The sequence below is a fragment of the Bacillus sp. 3255 genome (genome assembly GCF_031456485.1).
GTDB lineage: Bacteria > Bacillota > Bacilli > Paenibacillales > NBRC-103111 > Paenibacillus_E.
Genome location: NZ_JAVDUS010000007.1, coordinates 267,712 through 291,342, shown reverse-complemented (window position 1 = coordinate 291,342; position 23,631 = coordinate 267,712). Strand labels below are relative to the sequence as shown.

The 23,631-nt window shown below is 48.6% G+C and carries 16 protein-coding genes; 2 read left to right on the top strand and 14 right to left on the bottom strand.

Annotated features, from left to right (window positions below; genetic code table 11):
• Positions 1–230 precede the first annotated feature (230 nt).
• The 6 genes from J2X61_RS13360 to J2X61_RS13335 form a co-directional block, all read right to left on the bottom strand.
• Positions 231–1,178 carry a dihydrodipicolinate synthase family protein gene (locus tag J2X61_RS13360; RefSeq protein ID WP_310188279.1) on the bottom strand — a complete coding sequence of 316 codons (948 nt, stop codon included), beginning with the start codon at positions 1,176–1,178 and terminating at the stop codon, positions 231–233.
• A gap of 64 nt (positions 1,179–1,242) precedes the next feature.
• A complete protein-coding gene (locus tag J2X61_RS13355) occupies positions 1,243–2,118 on the bottom strand; it encodes a carbohydrate ABC transporter permease (protein ID WP_310188278.1) in 876 nt (291 codons plus the stop codon).
• A 14-nt stretch (positions 2,119–2,132) separates the two neighbouring features.
• Positions 2,133–3,044, bottom strand: a complete 912-nt coding sequence (locus J2X61_RS13350) for an ABC transporter permease (protein WP_274470215.1) — start codon at positions 3,042–3,044, stop codon at positions 2,133–2,135.
• A 92-nt stretch (positions 3,045–3,136) separates the two neighbouring features.
• Entirely contained in the window at positions 3,137–4,759 is a 1,623-nt protein-coding gene (locus tag J2X61_RS13345) for an extracellular solute-binding protein (protein WP_274470216.1), read from the bottom strand.
• 348 nt (positions 4,760–5,107) lie between these two features.
• On the bottom strand, positions 5,108–8,212 hold the full coding sequence (locus tag J2X61_RS13340) for an exo-alpha-sialidase (RefSeq protein WP_310188277.1): 3,105 nt from the start codon (positions 8,210–8,212) through the stop codon (positions 5,108–5,110).
• A 14-nt stretch (positions 8,213–8,226) separates the two neighbouring features.
• On the bottom strand, positions 8,227–10,053 hold the full coding sequence (locus tag J2X61_RS13335; protein ID WP_310188349.1) for an exo-alpha-sialidase: 1,827 nt from the start codon (positions 10,051–10,053) through the stop codon (positions 8,227–8,229).
• 424 nt (positions 10,054–10,477) lie between these two features.
• Between J2X61_RS13335 and J2X61_RS13330 the strand changes: the two genes are divergently transcribed.
• Positions 10,478–11,830: an S-layer homology domain-containing protein gene (locus tag J2X61_RS13330; RefSeq protein ID WP_274470218.1), complete on the top strand. Its 1,353-nt coding sequence runs from the start codon at positions 10,478–10,480 to the stop codon at positions 11,828–11,830.
• 72 nt (positions 11,831–11,902) lie between these two features.
• On the opposite strand, the gene J2X61_RS13325 is transcribed toward J2X61_RS13330, so the two are convergent.
• The 7 genes from J2X61_RS13325 to J2X61_RS13295 all read right to left on the bottom strand — a co-directional run bounded on the left by J2X61_RS13325 (position 11,903) and on the right by J2X61_RS13295 (position 20,677).
• A complete protein-coding gene (locus tag J2X61_RS13325) occupies positions 11,903–12,238 on the bottom strand; it encodes a response regulator (RefSeq protein ID WP_310188276.1) in 336 nt (111 codons plus the stop codon).
• 144 nt (positions 12,239–12,382) lie between these two features.
• A complete protein-coding gene (locus J2X61_RS13320; protein ID WP_310188274.1) occupies positions 12,383–13,183 on the bottom strand; it encodes a polysaccharide deacetylase family protein in 801 nt (266 codons plus the stop codon).
• A gap of 1,571 nt (positions 13,184–14,754) precedes the next feature.
• Positions 14,755–15,540 carry a copper amine oxidase N-terminal domain-containing protein gene (locus J2X61_RS13315; RefSeq protein WP_310188273.1) on the bottom strand — a complete coding sequence of 262 codons (786 nt, stop codon included), beginning with the start codon at positions 15,538–15,540 and terminating at the stop codon, positions 14,755–14,757.
• A 154-nt stretch (positions 15,541–15,694) separates the two neighbouring features.
• Positions 15,695–16,930: a serine hydrolase domain-containing protein gene (locus tag J2X61_RS13310; protein WP_396135444.1), complete on the bottom strand. Its 1,236-nt coding sequence runs from the start codon at positions 16,928–16,930 to the stop codon at positions 15,695–15,697.
• A 272-nt stretch (positions 16,931–17,202) separates the two neighbouring features.
• Positions 17,203–17,550: a VOC family protein gene (locus tag J2X61_RS13305; protein ID WP_274470230.1), complete on the bottom strand. Its 348-nt coding sequence runs from the start codon at positions 17,548–17,550 to the stop codon at positions 17,203–17,205.
• A gap of 42 nt (positions 17,551–17,592) precedes the next feature.
• Positions 17,593–19,830, bottom strand: coding sequence for a rhamnogalacturonan lyase (locus tag J2X61_RS13300; RefSeq protein WP_310188270.1), 2,238 nt, complete (start codon positions 19,828–19,830; stop codon positions 17,593–17,595).
• Positions 19,831–19,834: 4 nt separating this feature from the next.
• Entirely contained in the window at positions 19,835–20,677 is an 843-nt protein-coding gene (locus J2X61_RS13295) for a helix-turn-helix transcriptional regulator (RefSeq protein ID WP_310188269.1), read from the bottom strand.
• 444 nt (positions 20,678–21,121) lie between these two features.
• Here J2X61_RS13295 and J2X61_RS13290 point away from each other — a divergent pair, with 444 nt between their 5' ends.
• Positions 21,122–22,285: a murein hydrolase activator EnvC family protein gene (locus J2X61_RS13290; protein WP_310188267.1), complete on the top strand. Its 1,164-nt coding sequence runs from the start codon at positions 21,122–21,124 to the stop codon at positions 22,283–22,285.
• A gap of 84 nt (positions 22,286–22,369) precedes the next feature.
• Here J2X61_RS13290 and J2X61_RS13285 read toward each other — a convergent pair whose 3' ends face one another.
• Entirely contained in the window at positions 22,370–23,464 is a 1,095-nt protein-coding gene (locus J2X61_RS13285) for a GGDEF domain-containing protein (RefSeq protein ID WP_274470235.1), read from the bottom strand.
• Between the last annotated feature and the right edge of the window lie 167 nt (positions 23,465–23,631).

The following is a 23,631-nucleotide window of genomic DNA, read 5'->3' as shown; positions in this document are numbered from 1 at the left end:
TCCCCCATTTACCATGCGACTCAATTGGAAACGCATTCACTCTGATTTATGTTAATTTCGCCAAGGGAACTTAAAATCCTGTTCTTTCATTTGTTGCCGAGCAGGAAAAAATTTGAAATTGTAAAACAAAAGAAACGCAGGGCTCTTGCATGCCTACGTTTCCTGTCTGCGAACTAGACCGAAAATGCGGAACGTTTACAGCTCAAACATGCTCCTCGTTTGACTATTGCTCAATCCCCTGCATACGGCGCCGATGCAGCCGGAAATTGTTGGGACAACTGTTTGGATACACGGTAAAGATGCTCGACCTCCAGCCGGTTCGTGGCTGTAAATTCCTCGTGATTTCTTGCCCGTGAATAGTAACTCTTGGCGATCCCATCCATCATTTGAGCATATTTGGCGTTAACGGGATATAGCTGGCGCTCAATGAATGACGCTACAGCCAGTATGCTCATTAAGTATTCAGCTTCCTCAGGCTTCGTCTCCCAATTGTGCAAAAACCATACATACAGATCCGGATGGAAGTTCGCCATAACTCCACTATAACCGTTGACTCCTAATTTCAATGATTCGAGAAGCGTAGCTGTATTCGCATTGTAAAGCTTCAAAGGAGTTCCTTGAATGACTGCCAGCTTTTCTTTGATCAACTCTACGTCACACGAAGTATCCTTCAAAAAGAAAAATCGGCCGGTATCCGCGCACCATTTCAATTCAGAGGGGGATAGCAGTCTTTTATATGGAAAAGGACACTCATAGATGCCAAGCGCGACATGCTCCGGCAGTTGATCCAGCAGCCGCTGGGCGTTAGACTTCCACACGTCATCGGACTCCTCCTGCGCCGCCATCCGGTTCGAGATTAAGATGACGGCTTCGACGCCTGTCTCCGATATCGCCGTCAATTCCCGGACCTGGTCTTCCAGCGAATCCGAGATGTGTCCCGAAGCAATGACCGGGACGCGCCCTGCCGCCTTCTCGACAACGAATGCAGCAAGCTTCACACGCTCTTCCAAACTCAGAAAGAACATTTCGCTTGACTGGCATACAGCGAATAATCCATCAACCTTATTTTGAATAAACCAATCAATCATTCGTTCCATCGCATCAAAGTCAATGTCTCCCGACTCCTTATATAAGGTAATCATGGTTGGCCATACGCCATCTGGGTTATTAATTTTCATTCGACATCTCTCTTTCCCGGATCGATTTCATCTCGATAAAATCACACTGTGCTATGAGCAAACCTTAACCTTTGACGGAGCCCAGCATTGCTCCTTGTACGAAGTATTTTTGCACGAACGGGTATATGGCAAGCACGGGCAGGATGGCAACGAATACGCAGGCGTACTTGATATTTTCCGTCATGACGGCCAACCCTGCCTCCGCTGCGCCAAGCTGCGCCGATTGCGTAGCCATATCTCCCGAGATGACGATATTCCGCAGGATGATTTGCATCGGATATAGATTCTTCTCGTTTAAGTAAATAAGTGCAGGGAAGAAGCTGTTCCAGTGCGCCACTGCGTAGAACAGAAACATAGTCGCCATGACCGGCAAAGAAAGCGGCAGCACAATTTTGGTGAAAACTCGAAATTCTCCGGCGCCGTCCATAATCGCAGACTCGTGCAGCGCTTCTGGAATATCTTCAAAAAATGTTCTCATCAGAATCATATTGAAAACATTGATCGCAGTCGGAATTAATATGGCCCAGATCGTATTGACCATCCCTAACGCATGAACCACCATATACCGCGGGATCAGACCACCGTCGAAGAACATGGTGAAGACGACAAACAGAGCAAGCATGGAACGTCCATACATATGCTTACGCGACAAAGGGTACGCGCAGAGAGCCGTCATCACCAAATTGATCAGCACTCCGAAGGCCGTATAGAAAATGGTATTGAGGTAGGAGCGCACAATAGCAGGATCATTAAAAATAACGCTGTAGGCTTTAAAATTAATATCGATAGGCCGCCAAAACACTTCACCGCTGCTAGCCGACGATCCGGAACTGATGGATATAATTCCCATATAATAAAGCGGGTATAGCGTAATAAAGATCATAACCAGCATAAAAATGAGGTTCACCGTATCGAATATAGAAAAGTTACGAGCTCGCATTTCAATCCCTCCTGCTAGAACAACCTGGATCCGTTGATTTTTTTGGATATTTGGTTCGCTGAAATGACAAGCGCAAACGCCAATACCGATTGGAAAATGCCCACAGCCGCAGCGAAGCTGAAGTCACTGTCAATCAGCCCTCTGCGATAAACAAAGGTTTGGATCACATCCGCGGTTTCATAGGTGGGACCGCTGTACAGCAATAGAATTTTCTCAAATCCGACCGAGAGCATTTTGCCCAAAGTTAAAAGCAGCATAATCGTAACAACGGTTGAAATCCCGGGCAGTGTAATGTGCAGCAGTTTACGCCAGCGGTTAGCCCCGTCCATCGTTGCCGCCTCATAGAGCTGCGGGTCGATCGTGGTCAATGCCGCCAAATAAATGATCGAGTTCCAGCCAATTCCTTGCCAGATTTCAGAGCCGACATATATGGTCCGGAACCACTGAGGCATGGACATGAAGGTCTTGGCTTCCCCGCCAAAAAGCTTCACGACTTCGTTAATGAGCCCATCGATGGAGAGAAAGTTAACCAGCATGCCTACGACGACAACGGTGGACAAGAAATGCGGAATATAAGTGATGCTTTGAATAAACTTTTTGAACACTTTTTGCTGCAGCTCGTTTAACAATAAAGCGAATATGAGAGAGGAAGGGAAATAGAAAATGAGAGAATACAAGTTGATCAGCACGGTATTGCGAACCACTTGCCAAAAATACGGATCCGTCAGAAATTGGCGGAAATACTTCGTCCCTGCCCACGGGCTATGGAAGAAACCTTTGACGATCGAATAATCTTCAAATGCCATCAAATTCCCAACCATGGGTGCATAATGGAAAATAACAAAATAAGCAAAAGGCAATGAAAACATGAGATACAGCGGCATGCTCTTGCGAATATTTTTTTTAATCTCAACAGCTGGTGTCAAATATCTCCACTCCTTTCCGGATCATCAAGGGGCAGGCTGCCGGGTATGCCTTAGCAGCCTGCCCTCTTCTAGCTTAGACTGAACATTGAGCCTTATTTCACACGGGCCAAAGCATCGTTATAGATTTTGACGATATCCTCGGCACCTTTAGCTTTGAGTTGTTTGACGAAGTTATCCCAATCATTGAGCGCACCGTCTGTCACGATGAATTTATCCATGTTTTGAGCCAGGTAAGCGTCAAGCTGGGTACGGATTTGTTTCAGCTTCTCACGCTCTTCCTTTGTAAATGGCGGGTCGTTAACGAATTGAACATTTTCGCCGGCAGCCAAACCTTTGGAGGCTTTCGTATTCCATTCCACCCATTCCTTGGTGTTGAACGGTAATCCCGCATGATCGTCGTTATTCAGAGCAAGTCCGAGGTAGCCTGTGCCATACTCTGATTGCAGCGCATAGAACGCGCTCGGCTGTCTGTCCTTATACTTATTCACGACAGCGTCAGTCAATTTGTAATCGCCGTTTTCGCCTGTGAAGTCCTCCCCTTTGATCCCGAAGTTGGTCACCTCGATTCCCTCTTGGGAATAGAACCAATCCATGAATTGTACGACTTGCTCCGGATTCTTGACTTTGGCATTAATCACATACGATTCCGACAAATGGCCAAGTGCGTAGATCAGGTTACGCTTTGTGCCGCTCGGCGTTGTCATGGTATCCAACATATCGAACTTAGCGTTCGGATCCTTCTTCTGCAGATTAATGTTAAACGTGCTGGCGAAACCATTATTATCTTGGAAATAGAACGACTTGCCCGAGTTGAGCTTTTCTTGCCAAATTTGCGAAGTCGCCGTCGCATAATCCGGATCCAGCAGCTTTTCCTTGTACAATTTATTCAACCATGTAATTGCTTCTTTAAATTCTGGCATCAGCGGCCCGAATTTGTATTTTTTTTCTTTCGGCTCATAGTAAACCTTCGTACCATTGAACGTTGTGTATCCGCTTCCAAATGCGAATGAAATGGGATTGATCAAATTCTCTGTGCCTGTCAGTCCATTGGCCGCACGGGCAGTGAACGGATAGGAATCCGGATTCGCTTCTTTCATTTTCTTCATCACTTGGTATAATTCATCATACGTTGTCGGCTTCTTCAAACCTAACTTGTCAAGCACATCCGTACGGATCATCGATAGCTGGCCGCCTACGCCCTGCCAATTGGCTACAAGAGGGAATCCATAGAGCTTCCCGTCAATTTTGTTTTTATTGATCTCCGGCTGCTGGGAGATGACTTTCTTCAGATTGGGCATTTTGTCCAAATAAGGCGTCAAATCAAGGAAGGTTCCCGTATCGGCGAAGTTCTGAATATCGTCCTGTTTGACCAGCATCACATCCGGCAAGGTGTTCGTTGCGATCAACGTTTTCTTTTTATCATCGTAGTTGCTTTGAGGGACACTTTGGAGATTCAGTTTTACATTTTTACGCTTGGCAATTTCTTGAACGGCTTTGGAATTCGCCACAATAGCTTGCGAAGGATGTTCGTACCTCATCCAAGTCAACGATAGCGGTTGTTGGGCGGATCCTGCTGGGCTTGCCGCACCGGCCGCAGCTGCCGGAGTCGAAGAATTGTCCGTTGAAGTCGTTGAACTGCTTCCGCAGCCGCTAAGCACACTTGATAGCAGCAGCATTGTACCCGTTACTGCCATAATCCCCTTTTTTGATTTCATCGAATGAATCCTCCCATATAATTGGATTGCCTTACACGAGGATCATAGCACACCATTTTCGCACATATGAACGTCCAAATAGGCGTTTAACGTGCCGTTTTTCCACTTATGGAGCAATGATTCATTTCTCCGCCATGATGCAAATAGCCATCATGCACGGTATCGAAGGCAGGCTGCTTCGTCGGTTCTTAGAAAAAACCGCCAGGAAACGGTTCCTCCCGACGGTCTACTAGCAATCGTGCCGATAGCGGAACTGAAGTTCACTATTTGAAGAAAAACGTAAATTGCGGCTATTCAAGGAAATAGCAAACCATAGTTCCCTGAATAGCCCCTGACATGTAAGTCATATTATTTCAGCCATTTCAAAACCCTGTAAACGATGGTCGCCACTTCTGCTCTTGTTGCTTTGCCTTCCGGATGAATCCTGTTGTCACTCCCCTCGACGATTCCCGCTTTCACAAGGGCAGCGACGCTTTCTTGGGCATACTCTGCGATGCCAGATGCATCCTTAAAGGCCTTTAAATCGTCACGGTTACCTTGCAGCGATAACTTTCCTGCCTTTTCAAGAGCTCTGGAAATAAGCACCATCAAATCCTGTCTGCTAATTTCCTCAAGCGGGTTAAACTTGTTACCGCCAACCCCTTCTGTAATTCCTAGAGCTTTCGCTATTCCCAGAGCTTCATAATAATAATCGTCTTGATTCACATCATCGAAGTTGCTGCCGAATTCCGCTTTCAGTCCTAAAGCTCTTACAACCATCAATAAAATATCAGCCCTTGCTATATTTTTCTCAGGTGAGAAGGACTGCTCCGAGGTTCCGTTGACGATGCCTTTGCTTGCCAACGCTTCGATGGCTTCTTGAGCCCATAAATAGTTATCCTTTACATCTGTAAATACAGGCTTTGGAGTTGTGTCAGGCTGCTTCGTCGGTGGATCGACAGGAGGTTGCTGAGTTACAGGCGGCACTACGGGTGGCGTTGTTGAACTGCCGCTGCTGCTGCCTCCACCTCCACCGTTGCTGCCGCCGCTGCTTCCCAGCACTTTGACGATTGCCGTTCCGGAGGCTATGTTGCTTCCGTCAATCACTTTTGCCGTCATGATGGCGGTACCGACACTTTTGGCTGTAACCTCGCCCTTCTCGCTCACCGAAGCCACATTCTCATCGCTTGAGCTCCAATGGATGGATTGAATATTGGAATCTTCCGGCGCAATTGCTGCAGCCAACGTGCTGGACTGACCTCTTTGCAGCGTCATCTCAGCCGGTGTGACAATAACGCTTGCAGCAGGAATTCTGACCTCTACATTCGCTGTCTTGGTAAAGCTGCCGTCAAGTGTTTGCGCTGTGATGACAGCAGTGCCTTTATGAACGGCCGTAACAATACCATCCGGGTCTACAGTAGCAATATTGGGGTCGCTTGAACTCCATAGGACCGTCTTATTCGTTGTATCGCTTGGGGATACCGTCGCAATCAGCGCTTCAGATTGTCCCTTGAACAGAGCAAGCTGGGTCAGATTTAACGCTATGCTTTGAGCCGCAACCGCGTTGGGATCCTGATAGAGATATACGCTCAACGGTGCTTTGAAGAACGGCAGCATATCGCTTGTTACACCCTGCGGAAGCTTGGTTTCATCCACGACGCCGGTAAAGTTGCTAATGAGAGAATTAAGTTTATAATTCGCTTTAATAGCGGCAACATCCCAATTCACCGGCAAATCCACGGAAGGAAGATCAGCATTCGCTGCCCCCGGCTTATAGGAGGTATAAGCTTTAATTGTAGATGGGAACAGGGCTTTAATCGCGTGATCGGATGCCGTCTGGATGTTGAAAGATGCAGGAACCGCAATTTCGCGATCGATGCTTTCATATTCCCTGATAACGTTTACATCATCGCCCTGCTTAATCCAATCCTCGGTAATTCGGGCGAAGGTAATATTTTTAAAGCTGCCTAAGGATTGATTGGCAGAGTCCTTATCAAGCGGAGAGAAGAACCGGCTGAAGCTGATCAGGATATCCCCGTTATCTCCTTGCGTGATCGCCGGATAATGGTAGCTTCCCGTACTGCTTCTAGTATCCAGGGCAAGATGCCTTCGGTATGTCCACGTTTTCCCTTCATCGTCCGAGAGGGCGACGGCCAACGTGTTCCGGTTCGATTCCGTATCTACGTGAACGAAGGCCCAATTGCCGCTCTTCAGCTGCAGCAGGTCGTGCCCTACACCCGGATCCTGCAGTTCAGGAACATCCTTGACCGTTGACCATGTCAAGCCTTTGTCTTTGGACTCGGAAGCCACGACACGATAAGGTCTTGGACCGTTGTCACGCATATAAGCCACAATCGTGCCGTCTGTTCTTTGAGCCATCGTGGCCTGGATATTGGCGATACCTACGATCGGCTCGCTCATCTCCCAGCGAATCGAGTTATCCGCAAGAGGTTGGGATGGATCGTACTCCGTGAAAGCCATTATGCTCATTTCCAGCATGTCTGAATACAGGGGCAGCAGCAAACGAACTTTGCCGTTGCCTAAATCTACCGCGAACGGCTTATCCTTGGTTTGCCAACCGAGTCGGCGGGCGTACGGATAACCTGAACGAGGCTCCGTCATGGTGTCCGCTACTGTCGGCGCATACAGATATTTCGTTGGGTCGCCGCCGATCAATTGCATCGTCTGTGTGACTAAACCGTCAAATTCGGCTCCATTTACTCGACGGCTCATACCTGCTCCGCCATCTGCAACCGGTTTGAACAAATACTCCTTTTGCTCATCAAGCTTGGCTTTCACCGTATTCACGAAGCCTTTGGCCAACTCTTGGCGCGCTACAACCGGTGCTGTGGCCCAAGACGGTCTGGATGCTGCTCCGGCTCTGTCATCGAGCGACAGACTTATATGATCATCCGCACTGTTCGGATTGACGACGCCGCCTATATTTTTACCAAGCTTAATGCCAACATTCTCAGAAAATGTCCAATTCGGCGCTTTGTTGCCAACCTCTTCAAGCTCATAGCTGCCCTTCTCGGCATAAGCATATCGAGGCTGCGAAGTTTGCCATCTGCCCGCCAATACGGGGTACCAGAAAAACCAGAGCCGGTCCCCGGAATCCACATAAACGACAGGATTAATATCCGCAATATCTTGCGCGTCGGTTACGGTGAACGGCTTCATCCACGTTTTTCCGCCATCCGTGGAACGTGCTCCCATAATCCGTGTTGTCGTCGCATCCCGTTCGCCATTCCCCTGAAACCAGACGCACAGCAATTCTCCGCTTGGCAATTCAGCAATGCTGCTGCCGTGTACGTGGTCGCCTGTAGCGCCGTTATCCTTGATGGGATTGAAAATACTTACAGCTCGATCGGATAAGTTGAATGTTCCCGCAGCAGCAAAGGCTGGAACTATACTGGTTGCAGAGATCGCTATACAAACAGACAGTGAAGTTAGTAACTTGAATTTCCTGTTCATCTGCATGACTCCTTTCATTGGGTGACCTTAACGATGAATTTGCAAATAGTTCCATACCGGTTGCTTACTGCGGTAATCATTGCAGTTCCCGGCGCCATGGCTTGGACAATCCCGGTCGCGGGGTTCGTCACAGCTACAGCAGGCATGTCTGAAGTCAAGGTTAGCGTATCGACCGCCGCATAAGACGATTGTCCGCCTACCGTTAGATTGTAGGTCAGCTGAGAAGTGTCTCCTACTTTCAGTTCCATTGACGGCAACATGGTAACACTATCCATAGACAGTGAACTTCCAGCGCCGTAAGTTGCAGTCAGCACAGAATCGAACAGCATCCCAATCTCGCTGCTGGCGATTTTGGAGAAGCCAATCGTTCTGTCCTCACCGCCGGATGCAGGCATTTTGTATGTATAGTTCATCAAAGCGTTCCCGGCCCGGTCAACGACAACCGACGGATATTCATAGCTCTCGCCATTATTCATGCCATCCTTCACCATGATTGGCTTCCAAGTCAATCCTTCATCGGAAGAAAGCAATAAACTGAAAGAATTTCTATTTCCGTCTTGTTTAGGCTTAACTGCGCTGCGTGAGGTTTCTTGATTGGAGGCTAACAACCAGTCGCCATTCGGAAGCTTGGAAAGTTCAAATCCGCCATCGTTTTTCAAATAAGGATCGACTTTCGGAACACTCCACGTAGCTCCGTAATCGGCAGATTCCGAGTATGTCGTGTGCCAAGCCATGCGCCCATTGCGGCCGTCTAGCTTACCGCTTCGGAAATAACCGCGAATCGTGCCGTCCTGCTTTTGAAGCAGCGACCCTTGAATCGTACCGGATCCGACAATAGGATCGCTGAATTTCCAGGTGATGCCGTGATCGTCGGTATAGGCGCAAACGGAGTTTGCCAATGAGTCTGAATATAACGGCAAAATCAATCGTTTGGTTACGCCATCTGCAAGTGTGACTTCAATCGGTTTATTTTTCGTTTGCCAGCCCAATCTGCGGTAAATAGGTCCCCATGTATTCACATCGTTGTCTGCACCGGAAGAACGCTCAATCGAATTTTTCATAATTGAAGGCTCTTTAACGGAGACTCCCGTGGTCAGCATGGTGATGATTTCATCTGTTCTCCCCGCATAGACATCGTCGTAAGGCTTGGCGGATTTCAAATACGCAACGTACGCCTCATATTTATTTCTCATCTGAACAACAAAAGAGTCTGTAATATAACGAGTAGCGCCGCCAAACCGCGTCGTTACCGGGACATATTGTGACGGGTCCAGATACGTTGCGGCAGTCACGGAATTGGGATTAACAAACTTAATTTCAGCGCCCTTGATGCCATAGGTCCACTGGCCATTCACGTATTTGCCTTCGCCAAACATGCCCTCACCTACATTGGTGTATAAGGGCTGCGGATAGTGCCACTTCGCATTACCGCCATTGCGGGCGGCGTACTCATAGTTGCCCATGTCGGCATACATAAATTTTGTTTGCGTAGATACCCACTGGCCATTGTAGATGACGCCGTAGAACAACCATAGCCGCTGTTGGCTATCGACGAAAAGAACCGGATTGTTATCCGGGAAATCCCATGTATCATAAACTACAAATGGTTCTGTCCAAGTTGTCCCGCCATCTTTCGAACGGGAACCGATCAGTTTGGTCAAATTCCCATCTCTTTCTCCGTTTCCGTTAAACCAGACAGAGAAAAGCGTGCCATCCGGCAGTTCTACCATCGTGGAACCATGATTAGCAATTTTGTCGACAGGCATCATGTTAGAATGGCTAATGCCCTGCGGTGCCGCCGCATCTGCAGCTACAGAACTAAACATGCTGACGATTAACATAATAGACAATAAGAGGGTTAATTCTTTCATCTTCTTCAAACGGGGTCACGTCCTTTCATATTGTTCAAAAACTACCCTTTAATGCCTGTCTCATTGCGTGTGAATACGTTTCGCCGATATATCGTCCCCAGTTTTTATTTCATCGAAAAAAGCCTCCCATGCCATTGGTTTGTCTTACACGAGGAGCATAGCATACCATTTTTGCGCATTTGAATATCCAAATTGGCGTTGAAAGCACCGTTTATCCGCTATTTGGGCTTGATTCATTTGTCCGCTATGATGCAAAAAGTCATATTGCACGATAAAAAAATCACACCTTGACTCGATCCAACATTAATTTATTGACGACTATACGCTTAACTGATATATTTCAATAAAACATACTATTCCTATATGAATTGGCACACGGAGGTGTTTCGTTCTTATGAAATCATTGAAATCATTGAAATCCCGCAAGCCCTTGCAGATCGCCATTCTAACAGCTGTCCTCTTATCCGCAGTAAACCCAATAAGCAGTGCGGTGGCAGCGAGCGATTCGGCCGTCTCTTACAAGCAGTTTTTGAATGACCAGTATGCCATCACCTTGTCCAACGCCTTGTCCAAAGGTGATTTCATTATCGCAGTGAATCGCATCTTAAAAGCGGAAGCGAAAGCGAAGGATCAAACCCCTGTATTCACAGACGTGCCAAAGGAAAGTCCTTATTACGAAGCAGCGCTTGCTTTGCACGAGAAAGGGATTTTATCCGCAGGCAAGCTCCAGGGGGATCTGCCGCTTACCCAACTGCAGGCGACCTTCATCGCCTTAAAAGCCTCCGGCTTGAAGGAACTTGCTTATACTTATCCCAAGGATAAAATCAAAGAGGCTCTGGCTAAAGTACATATCGACTACGAACAAAACAATCAGCTAACGCTGCAAGCCGCACAAGAGCTGGCTGCCGCAATTGATACCGGTCTTGTCTCTTCCGGCTTTGAAGCTGATGCGGCGGCTAGCGAAAGCTTCGCAAACGAACTGCTTGGTAAGATTCTTACGTTCAAGGGACAATACAAGCATTATCTTGGAACGACTTCCGATGATGATATTTTCCGTAAAATAAACGATGCCTGGCATACGGAGGATCTAATTTCATCAACCGAGCTGCGGTCTGTCTTCGATGAAGCTTTGAAGAAGAATCTTGTTACCGGCTATAACTTGAAGGATTCTCGTTTCGATGCAAACTTTGAGCCGAAGCTTTCACTCACCTACGGACATTCTGACATTACGCACGCGATTCAGTTAATCGGATTGCTGCGCAGCGAGAACATCCAGGCCAAAGTACAGCTGGAGCCCAAAACGTCAGCATTCATCTATTTGAAAGAATGGGGCGAGCCGACACAATCCGATGATTATCAAGTCGTCCAAATCGAGAACGGCAATTTCATAGCCTATGCCAAGGAATACGACATTGAATTCGAATTTGATAATGCGGAGCAAAAGAACAAGTTCCAACAGATCATTTTCCAATATGCCAAAAAGAACAGCGATGATCAGACAGGACTCCTATATTCATCTTGGTGGCAGCCGCTCTACTATTCCTTGACCGATGTGAAAGACTATAAAGTGATTGCTAACAATAAAGTCACGAAAGGCCATTATTATGCACAGTCCTTCTCCCTTAGCGATAAATCTGAGGAAGTTGTTACGGGCCTCAAGAAAATCAACGCCGGCTTGAACGTCGACTCCTATAAGTTCTGGGTGGACGAACCCTTCTACAATTATTTGCTGGGCGATTTTAAATAAAAATAATGTAAATAGAGGCAGCCTTGGACCGGAAAATATAGTCCTAGACTGCCTCTGTTTTATGTCTATGCTTCAGTTCACATCAAAGTCAGACACGCCCCGCGCCAGGTTGAACTGCCTGATCCGGGTAAGCGGCCTCTTGGCGAACGGGTAGCTCCGCAGGCTGCTGCCCGACATCGCCGGAGCGAGCGCCGGATGCATGCTCTCGGCCAGCATCAATCCGCTCATCTCGGGCATCCTGACGTCCGTGATGAGAATGTCCGGCATCCGGTCCTTCGCGATCTGAAGCGCTTCTAAGCCGTCAGACGCCTCCGAATCCGGGACGAGCCGGAGCCTCTCCCATTCGATTTGCGCTTTCAGATCTTTGCGAATCCATGTCTCGTCATCCACGATCATCACTTTGTACATATCGATTTCTCCCTCTTACGATAAGTCATCATAGCATTGACCTGCGTTTATTGTCCGATACCCTCAATGAATCTGTCAAGATTGCCAAGGGCAGTGAAAAAGACGGGTTCACCAACCCGTCTCTTCCTCCTGCTTAAACCAGATTCATCCGAGCTGAATCTGCTCCCCGCTTTTCACTTGGACGATCTCTCCATCCACACTAAGCCATACGCTTAGCGCTGTAGGATTGTAGACGAAGTCCAAGCCCGCTGCAAACTTCAGCCCTTCGAAAGCTTTGACATAATCAACAAGCTCCATATTCGTACAGTACCAGATATCCGGGTTGCCTCCTATGTAAGCGCCAAACTCCTCCATAAGCTCCCAGTTATTATCGTTATCGAATTCATAGCTGTGTCCCCATACATACATCAGGTACAAATATTGCTTTTTCTGCAAGCCGGCGAATGATTCTGCGACCTTCATCAGATCATGGTTATGATGGCATGTCGGCTGCCATTCCAGGAAGTCGTCCGGCATGCCGAACTGCTTTGTAGTGGCAACGACTCTTGCATACTCAATGCCTAGTCCAGGCAGCATCTCTTTGATCCTACGGTTATAAGAGCCGTTCGGATACGACATCCCTCTTACCGTATAGCCGACAATTCGCTCCAGAATCCGTCTGTCTTCTACGATCTCCTGTATGATCTGCTCATTCGGACAGCGAGCGATCGTCGGATGCGACAGCGTATGCGCCGACACTTCATGACCTGCATAGAGCGATTGGATCTCATCGGCACCTAATCGGTCCGGCGTTCCGAATAGCCCGGAATTGATATGGAAAGTCCCCTTGAGTCCATAACGGTTAAAAAGGTCTACTAACCGCCGATCCGCGATTCGGCCGTCATCGTAGCTCAACGTCAGCGCTTTGTGCCTTCCTCCGGGAAAACACATCAAAATTTTCGGCATACGATTTCCTCCTAATGATGGTTACCAATCCTTTATGTATACTATCATCTCACAAACGGGTTCGGAATGGCGAGTTCCACTTGTCATATGTTCGAGAGGTACCAAGTGCCATACTCGTCCGAAATCGAAGGTCTCATACATCGTTTCACGCCTATCCTGATGTATCTACAAATGTCAAACTAGCTGCCCCCGCACATTCAACTAAAGGAGGGGAGGACGTGCTGAGGGAAGTCGAAAGGTCTCATGCACCGTTTCAAGCCTATTCTGAGGTATCTACACATTTCAAACTAGCTGCCTCCGCACATTCAACTAAAGGAGGGGAGGACGTGCTGAGGGCAGTCGAAGGTTCCATGAGGTATCTAGATACAGTAAACGGGCTCGTAAGCCGCTGCAGCGGGGAGGTTTCAGTTTGAAAGGGAAATCTAATCCCCTATTCGGACAGAATGGGCATATTCCGACGATCAAGCGGAAATACGGTGTCTTATTCGCCTCTGGATAGGCTGAAAATGGAGTAGAACTGTATAATAACGAACCGTATTTCCTCTTAGCCCGCTAAAATACCGTTTCCGCCGGAAATAGAGGATTCAATTTCCCTAGCGTGACTCATCTCGCCCTAGCCAAAACTTCCACAACGGGTTCGGAATGGCGAGCTCCACTAGTAATATGTTCGATCCTATTTCACTTTGGGATTACCAGGTATCCCCTATCGCGGAGATTCGGTGAGAGGTACCAATTGCCATACTCGTCCGAAATCGAAGGTCCCATACATCGTTTCAAGCCTATTCTGATGTATCTACACACAGTAAACGGGCTCGTAAGCCGCTGCAGCGGGAGATCTCAGTTGAAAGGGAAATCTAATCCCCTATTCGGACAAAATGGGCATATTCCGACGATCAAGCGGAAATACGGTGTCTTATTCGCCTCCGGATATGCTGAAAATGCAGTAGAACTGTAAAATAGCGAACCGTATTTCCGCTTAGCCCGCTAAAATACCGTTTCCGCCGGAAATAGAGGATTCAATTTCCCTTGCGTGACTCATCTCGCCCTAGCTAAAACTTCCACAACGGGTTCGAAATGGCGAGCTCCACTTGTCATATGTTCGATCTTATTTCACTTTGGAATTACCAGGTATCCCCTATGGCGGAGATTCGGTGAGAGGTACCAATTGCCATACTCGTCCGAGATTAGTTTTTGTTGGAGGTGTAGAGGGAAGTCGAAGGTCCCTTACATCGTTTCAAGCCTATTCTGAGGTATCTACACACAGTAAACGGGCTCGTAACCGGCTGCAGCGGGAGATCTCAGTTGAAAGGGAAATCTAATCCCCTATTCGGACAAAAAGGGCATATTCCGACGATCAAGCGGAAATACGGTGTCTTATTCGCCTCCGGATAGGCTGAAAATGCAGTAGAATTGTATAATAGCGAACCGTATTTCCGCTTAGCCCGCTAAAATAACGTTTCCGCCGGAAATAGAGGATTCAATTTCCCTTGCGTGACTCATCTCGCCCAAGTTAAAACTTCCACAACGGGTTCGGAACGGCGAGTTCCACTAGTCATATGTTCGATCCTATTTCACTTTGGGATTACCAGGTATTCCCTATCGCGGAGATTCGGTGAGAGGTACCAATGGCCATACTCGTCCGAAATTAATTTTTGTTTGATTTTAACGATGATATCCATAGATTCACTATTGACGTCTTTGTCATTTAACAGTTTGGGATGACTAACCCAAAAGTCCAGCGTGTACTGAACGACGGCTTCCTTTCTCTTCTCATCCCAAGTCATCGTGTCCACTTGATATCCATTGTTCTTTGTACCGTCACTTCTTGTGATCGCCTCAATGAAATCGTGGGCGCTTTTTGAATATGCATAACTTTCTACGGCTCGTTTGATTTTCAACTCGGCAGTTTCGGTTTGGTCAATGAATAGCTTCACTTGATAGGTTGCTTGATCCCAAGTCACGGCGGCGCCTGATGCCTCAGCAACAAACCTGAGAGGTACGAGTGAATTGCCGTTCACAATCATTGGCGCTTGTTCCAGATAAAAAGCCATATGGTTGGCCGCAGCGAGAGAGCTGCCAATCACTAAGCTGATTTGGCTGCAGCCGCGCTCTGCCGATATAGTTTGAGTGGCTGCGTTCCAGTTCACCGTATACCCGAGCTTTTCAAAGATCGTTCGAAATGGAACTAAGGTTACTCCCTCTTCTAAGACAGGTTCTTGCTCAAAAGTTAGCCTCTCATCCCCTAAATAAACAGAAATGATAGGAACGTCGCTCTCCGCGTAAACCCGAGGGGCGCTCAAGCATAAAGCTGTAAATAAAAATAAAATGCTTCTCCGAAGACGCGATCTCCGTGACATCTGTCATCCTCCAATTTAGCTGAAATCCGTAATTGTAATCACTCCCAGTATTTCGAGCGAACTTAATAAATTCAGGGTGTATGCAAAGCTGCCAAAAAGGCCGATGACAGTCATCGGCCTTGAAACGAACGGCGAAGCGAAACGGAGCTCGGGATCAATCTTCGATGGCCTGATAGACCGTGGTCCAGAAGTCGTGGATCAACCGCGCGGAATCCGGGGTTGACATTCCGACCTGGGTTAGCAGCATGCCGGTGAGCTGGTTGACCGGGTCGGCATAGGTCGTGGTGCCGCTTCCGCCGTCCCAGCCGAACTGGCCGACGGGCGCGTAGTCGCCACGGTAGGTGCGGACGGCCATCCCGAATCCCCAGCCGCCGTGCTGCCCTTGGCCGAATGACACATGGACGTTGTTGCTGGCCATGGCGGTTCGGGCGGCTTGCTGCTCGGGCGTAAGGCGGTTGGTGGTCATCAGCTGGACGGCGGGCCGGGACAGAATCCGTTCATTCCCGTGCATCCCGTAATTCAGCAGCATCCGGAAGTAGGCATTGTAGTCGTCGACGGTGGAGGAAAGTCCGCCGCCGCCGCCCTGGAACGCCGGACTCTGGCTGTGGCGTCCCCCCTCGGCTTCGTCCCATACGATGAATTCTCCGGTCTGGGGGCTAGGGGCGTAGAGCGGCGGCAGCCGGTCGATCTTGTCGGCGGGCACGTGGAACCCGGTGTCCTTCATGCCCAGCGGCTCCAAGATGCGTTCGTGCAGGAACGACTCAAATGACTGGCCCGTGACCCTGGCGACAAGCACGCCCAGCAGATCACTGCTGATATGGTACTGCCAGCGCTCCCCGGGCTGGTGCATCAGCGGAAGGGTGCCTAGGCGGCGCATCCACTCATCCGGCTCGGGCATCGGTTCCGGCAGATCGGGCGTGAGCCCCTGCTCGAAGATCGCCCCCATGATCGGAGTGCCGAGCGACGTCATATCCATACCGAGCCCGAACGTGGAGGTCAACAGGTCCCGTACGGTGATCGGCCGCCGCGCCGGCTCGGTGTCGTCCAGCGGACCGTCGGCCCGTTTCAGCACCCGCCTGTCGGCGAGTTCGGGCAGCCAAGTCTGTACCAGATCATCCAGCCGCAGCCTGCACTCGTCGAGCAGGATCATGACCGGCGCGACCGAGACCGGCTTGGAGGTGGACGCCATTCGGAAGATCGTGTCCCGGCGCATCGGCGCACCCCCTTCATGGCGCATCGTACCGATCGCTTCGACGTGCGTCTCGCCGTACCGGCTGACCAAGGCGACGAGCCCAGGAATTTTCCCGGACTCGACATGCCGTGCCAGCACGTCGCGCATTTTGCGCAGCCCTGCTGCGGAGAAGCCGCTGCTTCTGTGTCCCGTTGTCATCTTTCTCATTTCATTTCCCTCCTTAACAATCTCGTAACCGTAACAGTCCGCTTCGGACGAAAGCCCTAAATCATCGTATCGCGTATCCGTATGTCCACGCTGCAGGTCGGATGTGATCTTGTTCTCGCTCTTCCAGTCACTTCCATATCTGCATGATAAGATAAATTACCGTGACTGTCAAGGTATTATTTTTGTCATATTACAACACCTATAACATTTGGGCGCAAAAAAAAGGAAACCGGGCTGAGCGCAGTTTCCTTATTCCTTATTTCTTATTTCTCCCAAAGCTCAACCAGTCGACCTTCAGGGTCTTTAATCCAAATAAACGAACCAAAATCACTGCTTTCTTTGTCCTTTGCTAGCGGTACCCCCATATGGGCAAGATGCTTCATCGTCTCGTCCAGACTATGTACTTGGAAATTTAGCATCACTTGTTGTTCCGTTGGAAAATAATTGTCATCCTCGGTGAAGAAAGAAAAGATCGTCTCATTGCCTGCTTGGGGTTTTATTACAGTCCCATTCCAATTATCTATTTCAATCTTTAGCACTTCGCTGTACCATTTTTTCACAACTTCAAGATTCTTCGTTCTCCAAAATACGCCGCCAAAACCTTTTATCATTGCATCTAACTCCTGTCTGTCATCAAATTTATTATTATTCGATTACTGACTAGCTTTCGGCAAGTGCAGATTCGGAATCGGCATCTTCGCCCAATCCATGTCTGAGGCAAAATAGAAGCTGGTGTAGCAAGGCTGATTGTACACAACATTCTGCCATGCGATACCGGTTCTGTATTGCGCGTCGTGCATCAATGTATACATTTTGCGGTCTGTTACCTCCGTGCTCAGGTAGATCCGAATAGCCGAGCTATCCGAGGTGCGTACCAGCAGCTCTTCTCTCCAATCTCCGAAGACATCCGCGACGAGGCACGGATTTCCCTTGGTTCCATTGTTGGAAGACGTTCCTTCTGCTGTCAGGAGCTTGCCCCGTCTCCAGTCTTCAATAGCAACAGGCTCAGCGAATCTGCCGCTGACGACCTGGGTTGTCATATCGGCCGACCACCTGATGTTCATGTTCGTGCCCGGCACCTGCTTGGATATCTGCTCCCCCCGGCACGTCATCAAGCCGAAAGCTTCATCCCCTTCATAGCCCTCGCTGCACCATACTTGAAGGCCGCGCTGCGCCGGATCCACCTGGCCGACCATCCCGCGCCCCACATCATCGGCAGCGAAGCCGCCGAACAAGATCTCGCCTGTCGCGGCATCGCGCAGCGTGTACCCGTAGGGCCCCCATTCACCGCTTTCGTGGACCATGAAGATCTCCAGCCCCTCCCGGTCCGGATCAATATTCGCTACGTGCAGGGCATCGCCATGGCCGAGCTTGACGATGCGGCCGGGCGCTTTGCTCTCAGGAGGCATCACGGCGCGGGAGCTGTACAGGATCGTGCCATCATGGTCGATAGTAGCGGCGCCATAAATAATTTCGTGACAGCCATCCCCGTCAACATCGGCAATGCTAAGCGAATGCGCCCCCTGCTTGGCCAGACTGCCGAAGTGCTCGTCTCTTCCATCTTCCAGACGAAGTGTGTTATGGAATGGATTATTCATCGTCATCCAGCCGCTGTCGACGACCCAGTGCTCCTTCAGATGCGCTCCATCCCACGAGTAAGATACGACGGCAGCACGTGTATAGTATCCGCGGGCGAAGATTGCATACGGCTTCCTACCGTCCAGATAGGCCACACCGGCGAGGAAACGGTCGACACGGTTGCCAGGCTCAATGCGGTTCCACGCATAATCTCCCCACATCAGACCGTCATCATGCCGCCCAGGCTTATAGGGAATCGTCTCGAGTTCCTCACCTGTCTCTCCGTGAAACACGGTTATATATTCAGGCCCCTCAAGAATAAAGCCCTCAAAAGACCGCAAGCTATTGCGTCCGCTCCGGCTGGGGGCGTACACGTCGATGAAGTGATCGGCAAGCCGCTCCGCGTCCTCCCTGGACAGCGGGTAACGGTAGCGGTTATCGATTCCGAAGCAGGCTTCCAGTGTGGACGGCCAGTGCCCGGCAACGACCTCTTCATGTTTGTCCCAGCGCATAAACATCCGGACGATATGCTCGTAGTAGTCCCTGCTGCTCATTCGGTAGTCGTCCTGATGGTTGTACCCTGCAGCTATATCCTCCGAGGGCATAGTGATATACGCTTCGGAGGACGGCCTTCCCTCCCGATCGTACCGGATGATCTTCGTACCCGGTGCGGTCTTGAACATCAGCTCCGCTTTCCCGTCCCCGTCAAAATCATAGACCAGAAACTGCGTATAATGCGCGCCTGCACGGATGTTCACACCGAGGTCGATCCGGTAGAGCAGCGTTCCGTCTAACTTATAGCAGTCGATATATACGGGACCCGTGTAGCCGGAGTGCGATACATCCTTAGAATTGGATGGGTCCCATTTAACGAAATACTCATACTCGCCGTCACCGTCTACATCGCCAACACTCATATCATTAGCCGCGTAGGTATAGGTCTGGCCGGTTGGCGTCATGCCGTCAGCAGGTTTACGTAGTGGCAATTCACAGTAGGGGCTCTCCCATGGAACGACATCTTCACTCCGGTCGACTTCCTGTCCGTTTACGACGGCACAAACAACATATACGGAAGCAAGCGTCCCGCTTCGATCCAAATAATTCGTGCTGTCACGAACAGCCGTGAGGAGGATACCATCCCGGTACAGGTTAAAGTCAGTACCGGTCAGTCCCTTATCGCTATGACCTGTCACTTCATTCCCAAGCAATCTCCAGCTGAGAAATACACCTTCCGATGTCGCTGCTGCAACCAACCCTCTACCGAGGTATTCCAGTTGAACTGCGGCATTCTTATTATCGTTAGCTTCGATCATACAGCTATTCTCCACTCCTTTGACTGGTTCTGTAACTACTTGGCGAGACACCGTTCAGCAGTTTGAACATTTTGCTGAAATGGTACTCCTCATAATACCCGCACAGCTTGGCAATTTCCTTAATCGGGTAATCCGTAAATATGAGATAGCGGCACGCCTGTTGGTTGCGCAAATGGTTATGATACTCCTTGGGGCCCATGCCCGTATACTTGATAAACAGTTTGCGCAGATAGGATGCCGAAATCTTGTAGGCATCGGCTAGACGCTCAATGCGCTGATTTTCCGTATAGCCATTCTCCAGACGCTTTTTGATTTGCTCAAAAGCGGCGATGGCTCCCGTTTCAGCCAAGCTCCAGTCCGGCTGCTCGATCTGATGAAGCTTATGAAGCAGGATCTGCAGTTTGGCCTGAGAAACGAGCGCTCCGGCCGCAACACCAGGAGACCATTCCTGGTGAATCTCGCGAAACAACGGTCCTAATTCCTCACTTTGCGATGGACTGAATTGACTTAGGAAGGGAAGCCCAAGTCTCTCAACCGGCGTCACATTCTTCCAGACCGCATCGTACCCGATTTCCGCGCAGTCGAAAAGCACCATCGTCATCCGAAGCGGAGCATGGGGCTCCGATCGCATGGACATTTCGAGACCGGGCTTTAAGTAAGCCAGCATTCCGGCTTGCACACTGTGTTCCGTATTCGTGAGGAAAGTCCCTTCTCCCTCATGAATCCAATACAAGCTGTGCACGTTCACCAGATTGCGCATATCTTCCCACCCGGGATAGGTTACTTTATCAAGAACAACATGAATATGCAGCGCCAGGCGATTCAAGTTATATGTGAGTGGCTCCATACTCGTTTCACCCCTTGGTCCACCAACCCGTTAAAAGATCGTTTTTTACAAGTGTTCTTCGTTTTTTTACATCCAGAACTTTCCTGCCGCATGATACTATCCATATTAGCAGAGCGTCGGCGAGATGGCTAGATTGATCTTCATATCTAGGAATAGAGCGCTTGTTGAGGACGGTTCAAGAGCATCACAGCCATATCCCTTCCATGGGGTATTCAGGAGAAATGGTTGGATCGTTTTCCACATGCTCATTACACTGTCGCTTGGTCCCCAATAAAAAAGACTCCCGAATTGGGAGTCTTTACTTTCGTATCCGTTCCATGTACTTGTAAGGAACAACATACCAATGACATCTTAATCTATAAGTCTTAAAATTTTATATGTGTTGTCATTTCAACTATTTCATCTAAACGGACTTCATAGATTTATGCTGGAAGGGATGATAGGATGAGATCCAAGCAACTTGTTCTTATAGCAGCCATGCTGATCTTATTCTCAAATGTCAATTGGGTTCATGCAGCAGATAGGACGGAACAGAGTGCCCAAGATATAATCGCAGCTTATAATCAACGTTTACAAGTTATCCACGACCTTAATGATCAACAGTCTGAGATTGAAGGTCAGCTTACAACGATTAACCGGCAAGTCTTTGAATATGATAAATTGTCAAATGAACTGCAGCCTGAGATCGACAAATTGAACAGCCAAAACATTGCGCTGCAGAAGGAAATGGCTGACGTTCAAAAGGATATTGATGCCCGCGACAAGTTGTTGAAAAATCGGCTGACTTATTTGTATACGAGTGGAAACCTTTCGATTTCTTATATGGATGTACTTTTAGGTTCTTCAAGTTTTAGCGATTTTATGAATCGGATGCAGATGTTAATGTTGCTGCTTAGTCAAGATAAGCAAATTATCGAAACAAAAATGGATGATAAAACAAATTTGACGAAGATGAAGGAAGAACTGGAGCAGAAGCAATCCTTACTAGCCGCCCAGCAACATACGCTAAACGCCGCGAAAGCCGAACAAGAAAAAAAGCTCGCTGAACGTCTTGCTTTATTAAAGCAACTGCAGCAGCAAAGCCTGAGTGAGGTGGACAGTGCCAAAAAGGATGTAGAAGATTTGTCGAGCGTCGACTCCCAGATTGCTCCCGATGTTCAAGAGCAACTGAAGGCTGCTCTGGAGAAAGAAATTCAGAGCGACGGTAATTGGGAGTGGCCGGTCCCTGATTCTCATACCATAACCTCGGATTTTGGCTCCCGCGGCGGGGAGTTCCATGCCGGAATTGATATCGGAGCCCCTATCGGGACTTCCATTGCCGCAGTTGATCATGGAATTGTACTCTACGCCGGCAAAGCCAACGGATTCGGTAACTGGGTTGTCATTCAGCATCCCAATGGTTTGATGAGTGTTTACGGCCATATGTATGGAGATGGGATCTACGTGTCCGTAGGTCAAGAAGTACGCCGGGGGCAAGTTATTGCCGTTGTAGGGAATGACGGCCAGTCCACGGGGCCTCATCTGCATTTTGCCGTCGCAGCAGGCATTACCGGCAATCAAATGAACTACATTGATCCTCGCCCCTATTTGAATAACCAGCCTAAGTAAACCGAAGTCCCTGCTTCTCCAAGCAGGGACTTCTCGTTTTTGTAGGAGGATTCCCCACCTCAATCTTCATCATCATCATGGTTATCATGATTCAGCCTGATTGGAGCAAACGAGGTTCCTGCCGTTCCTTTTGGCATGATAAAGGGCCCTATCCGCTTGTTCGATCAACTCCTCCCGTTTCGTATCCGGGAAGGTCGCAGCGCCAATGGATACAGTGATTGATATTTCACTCCCATCATTCAGCATGAACTTATGTTTATTAACAGACATCCGGATTCTTTCGGCAATGATAAGGGCATGTTTGTGGGGGGTATCATATAGTAACAAGGAGAATTCTTCACCGCCAATCCGGGAGATCGTGTCAAAAGTACGTGATGACCGTGTTAAGACGTCCCCTAATTGCTGTAATACGGCATCGCCGTTCGCATGCCCGTAGGTATCGTTAATCTTCTTGAAATAGTCAATATCGACCAATAAGATGGACAGGCATTCACTTTTATCTTCTGCAGATTGCAAGAGGTCATTAAATTTTTCATCAAAACTTCTATGATTGTTTAGTCCTGTGAGGAAATCGGTGGTGGCTTCCTGTTCAAATCTTTGAAACTGTGCTTTGGCTTTTACTAAGAAATTCGTCAAATAGCCTGCAAGTAGGCCGCCGACAGTCATCATAAAGGTAAAAGTTAGCATTGGAACAATGCCATTGGCTCCTAAGTTCAGGATGAACACGATTCCCGTGAACAAAATACTTATAAATAACGAATAGATCCACTTTCTCCAGAAGGAACGCTGTTTCATACATATAAGCCCTACACCCACAGCAATAACAATCGAATTAAGCGAAGCAATGACCGTAGAAGTGCTTACATCTCCATAGGCGAACATACGCATTAGAAAAATAATCATTCCTGTGATCACGGAAGAATAGATACCGCCATGGATGGCCGAAATGATAATCGCTAAGTGTCGAAAGTCTAAGATCGTGCCATTCATATGTACAGTGAAAATCATGAGTATGATACCCAATATTCCTGCCACGACTCCCATTTTAAGCTTTATATAAGGAGCAGCGCGTGAATCCAAATTTGTATACTTGAAAATCACTTGATTCGCAAGAAACAAATAGGCCGTCACGATGGCAAAATTGCTGATCAAGTCTTGTATTGTACTTAGGGCCGTCAATTTGAAACCTCCTCAACGCAAATCCTTCCTTATACAATTTTACAAAAATTGTCGCAATTTGTCGAACGATTTATTGATCCCCCTGTAGAGCTTCCTGATGATTTCCCCTTATCCGACTAAGAGTGATGCGGGAAAGGGCACGGAAGAAAATGAATCTCTAAGCATAA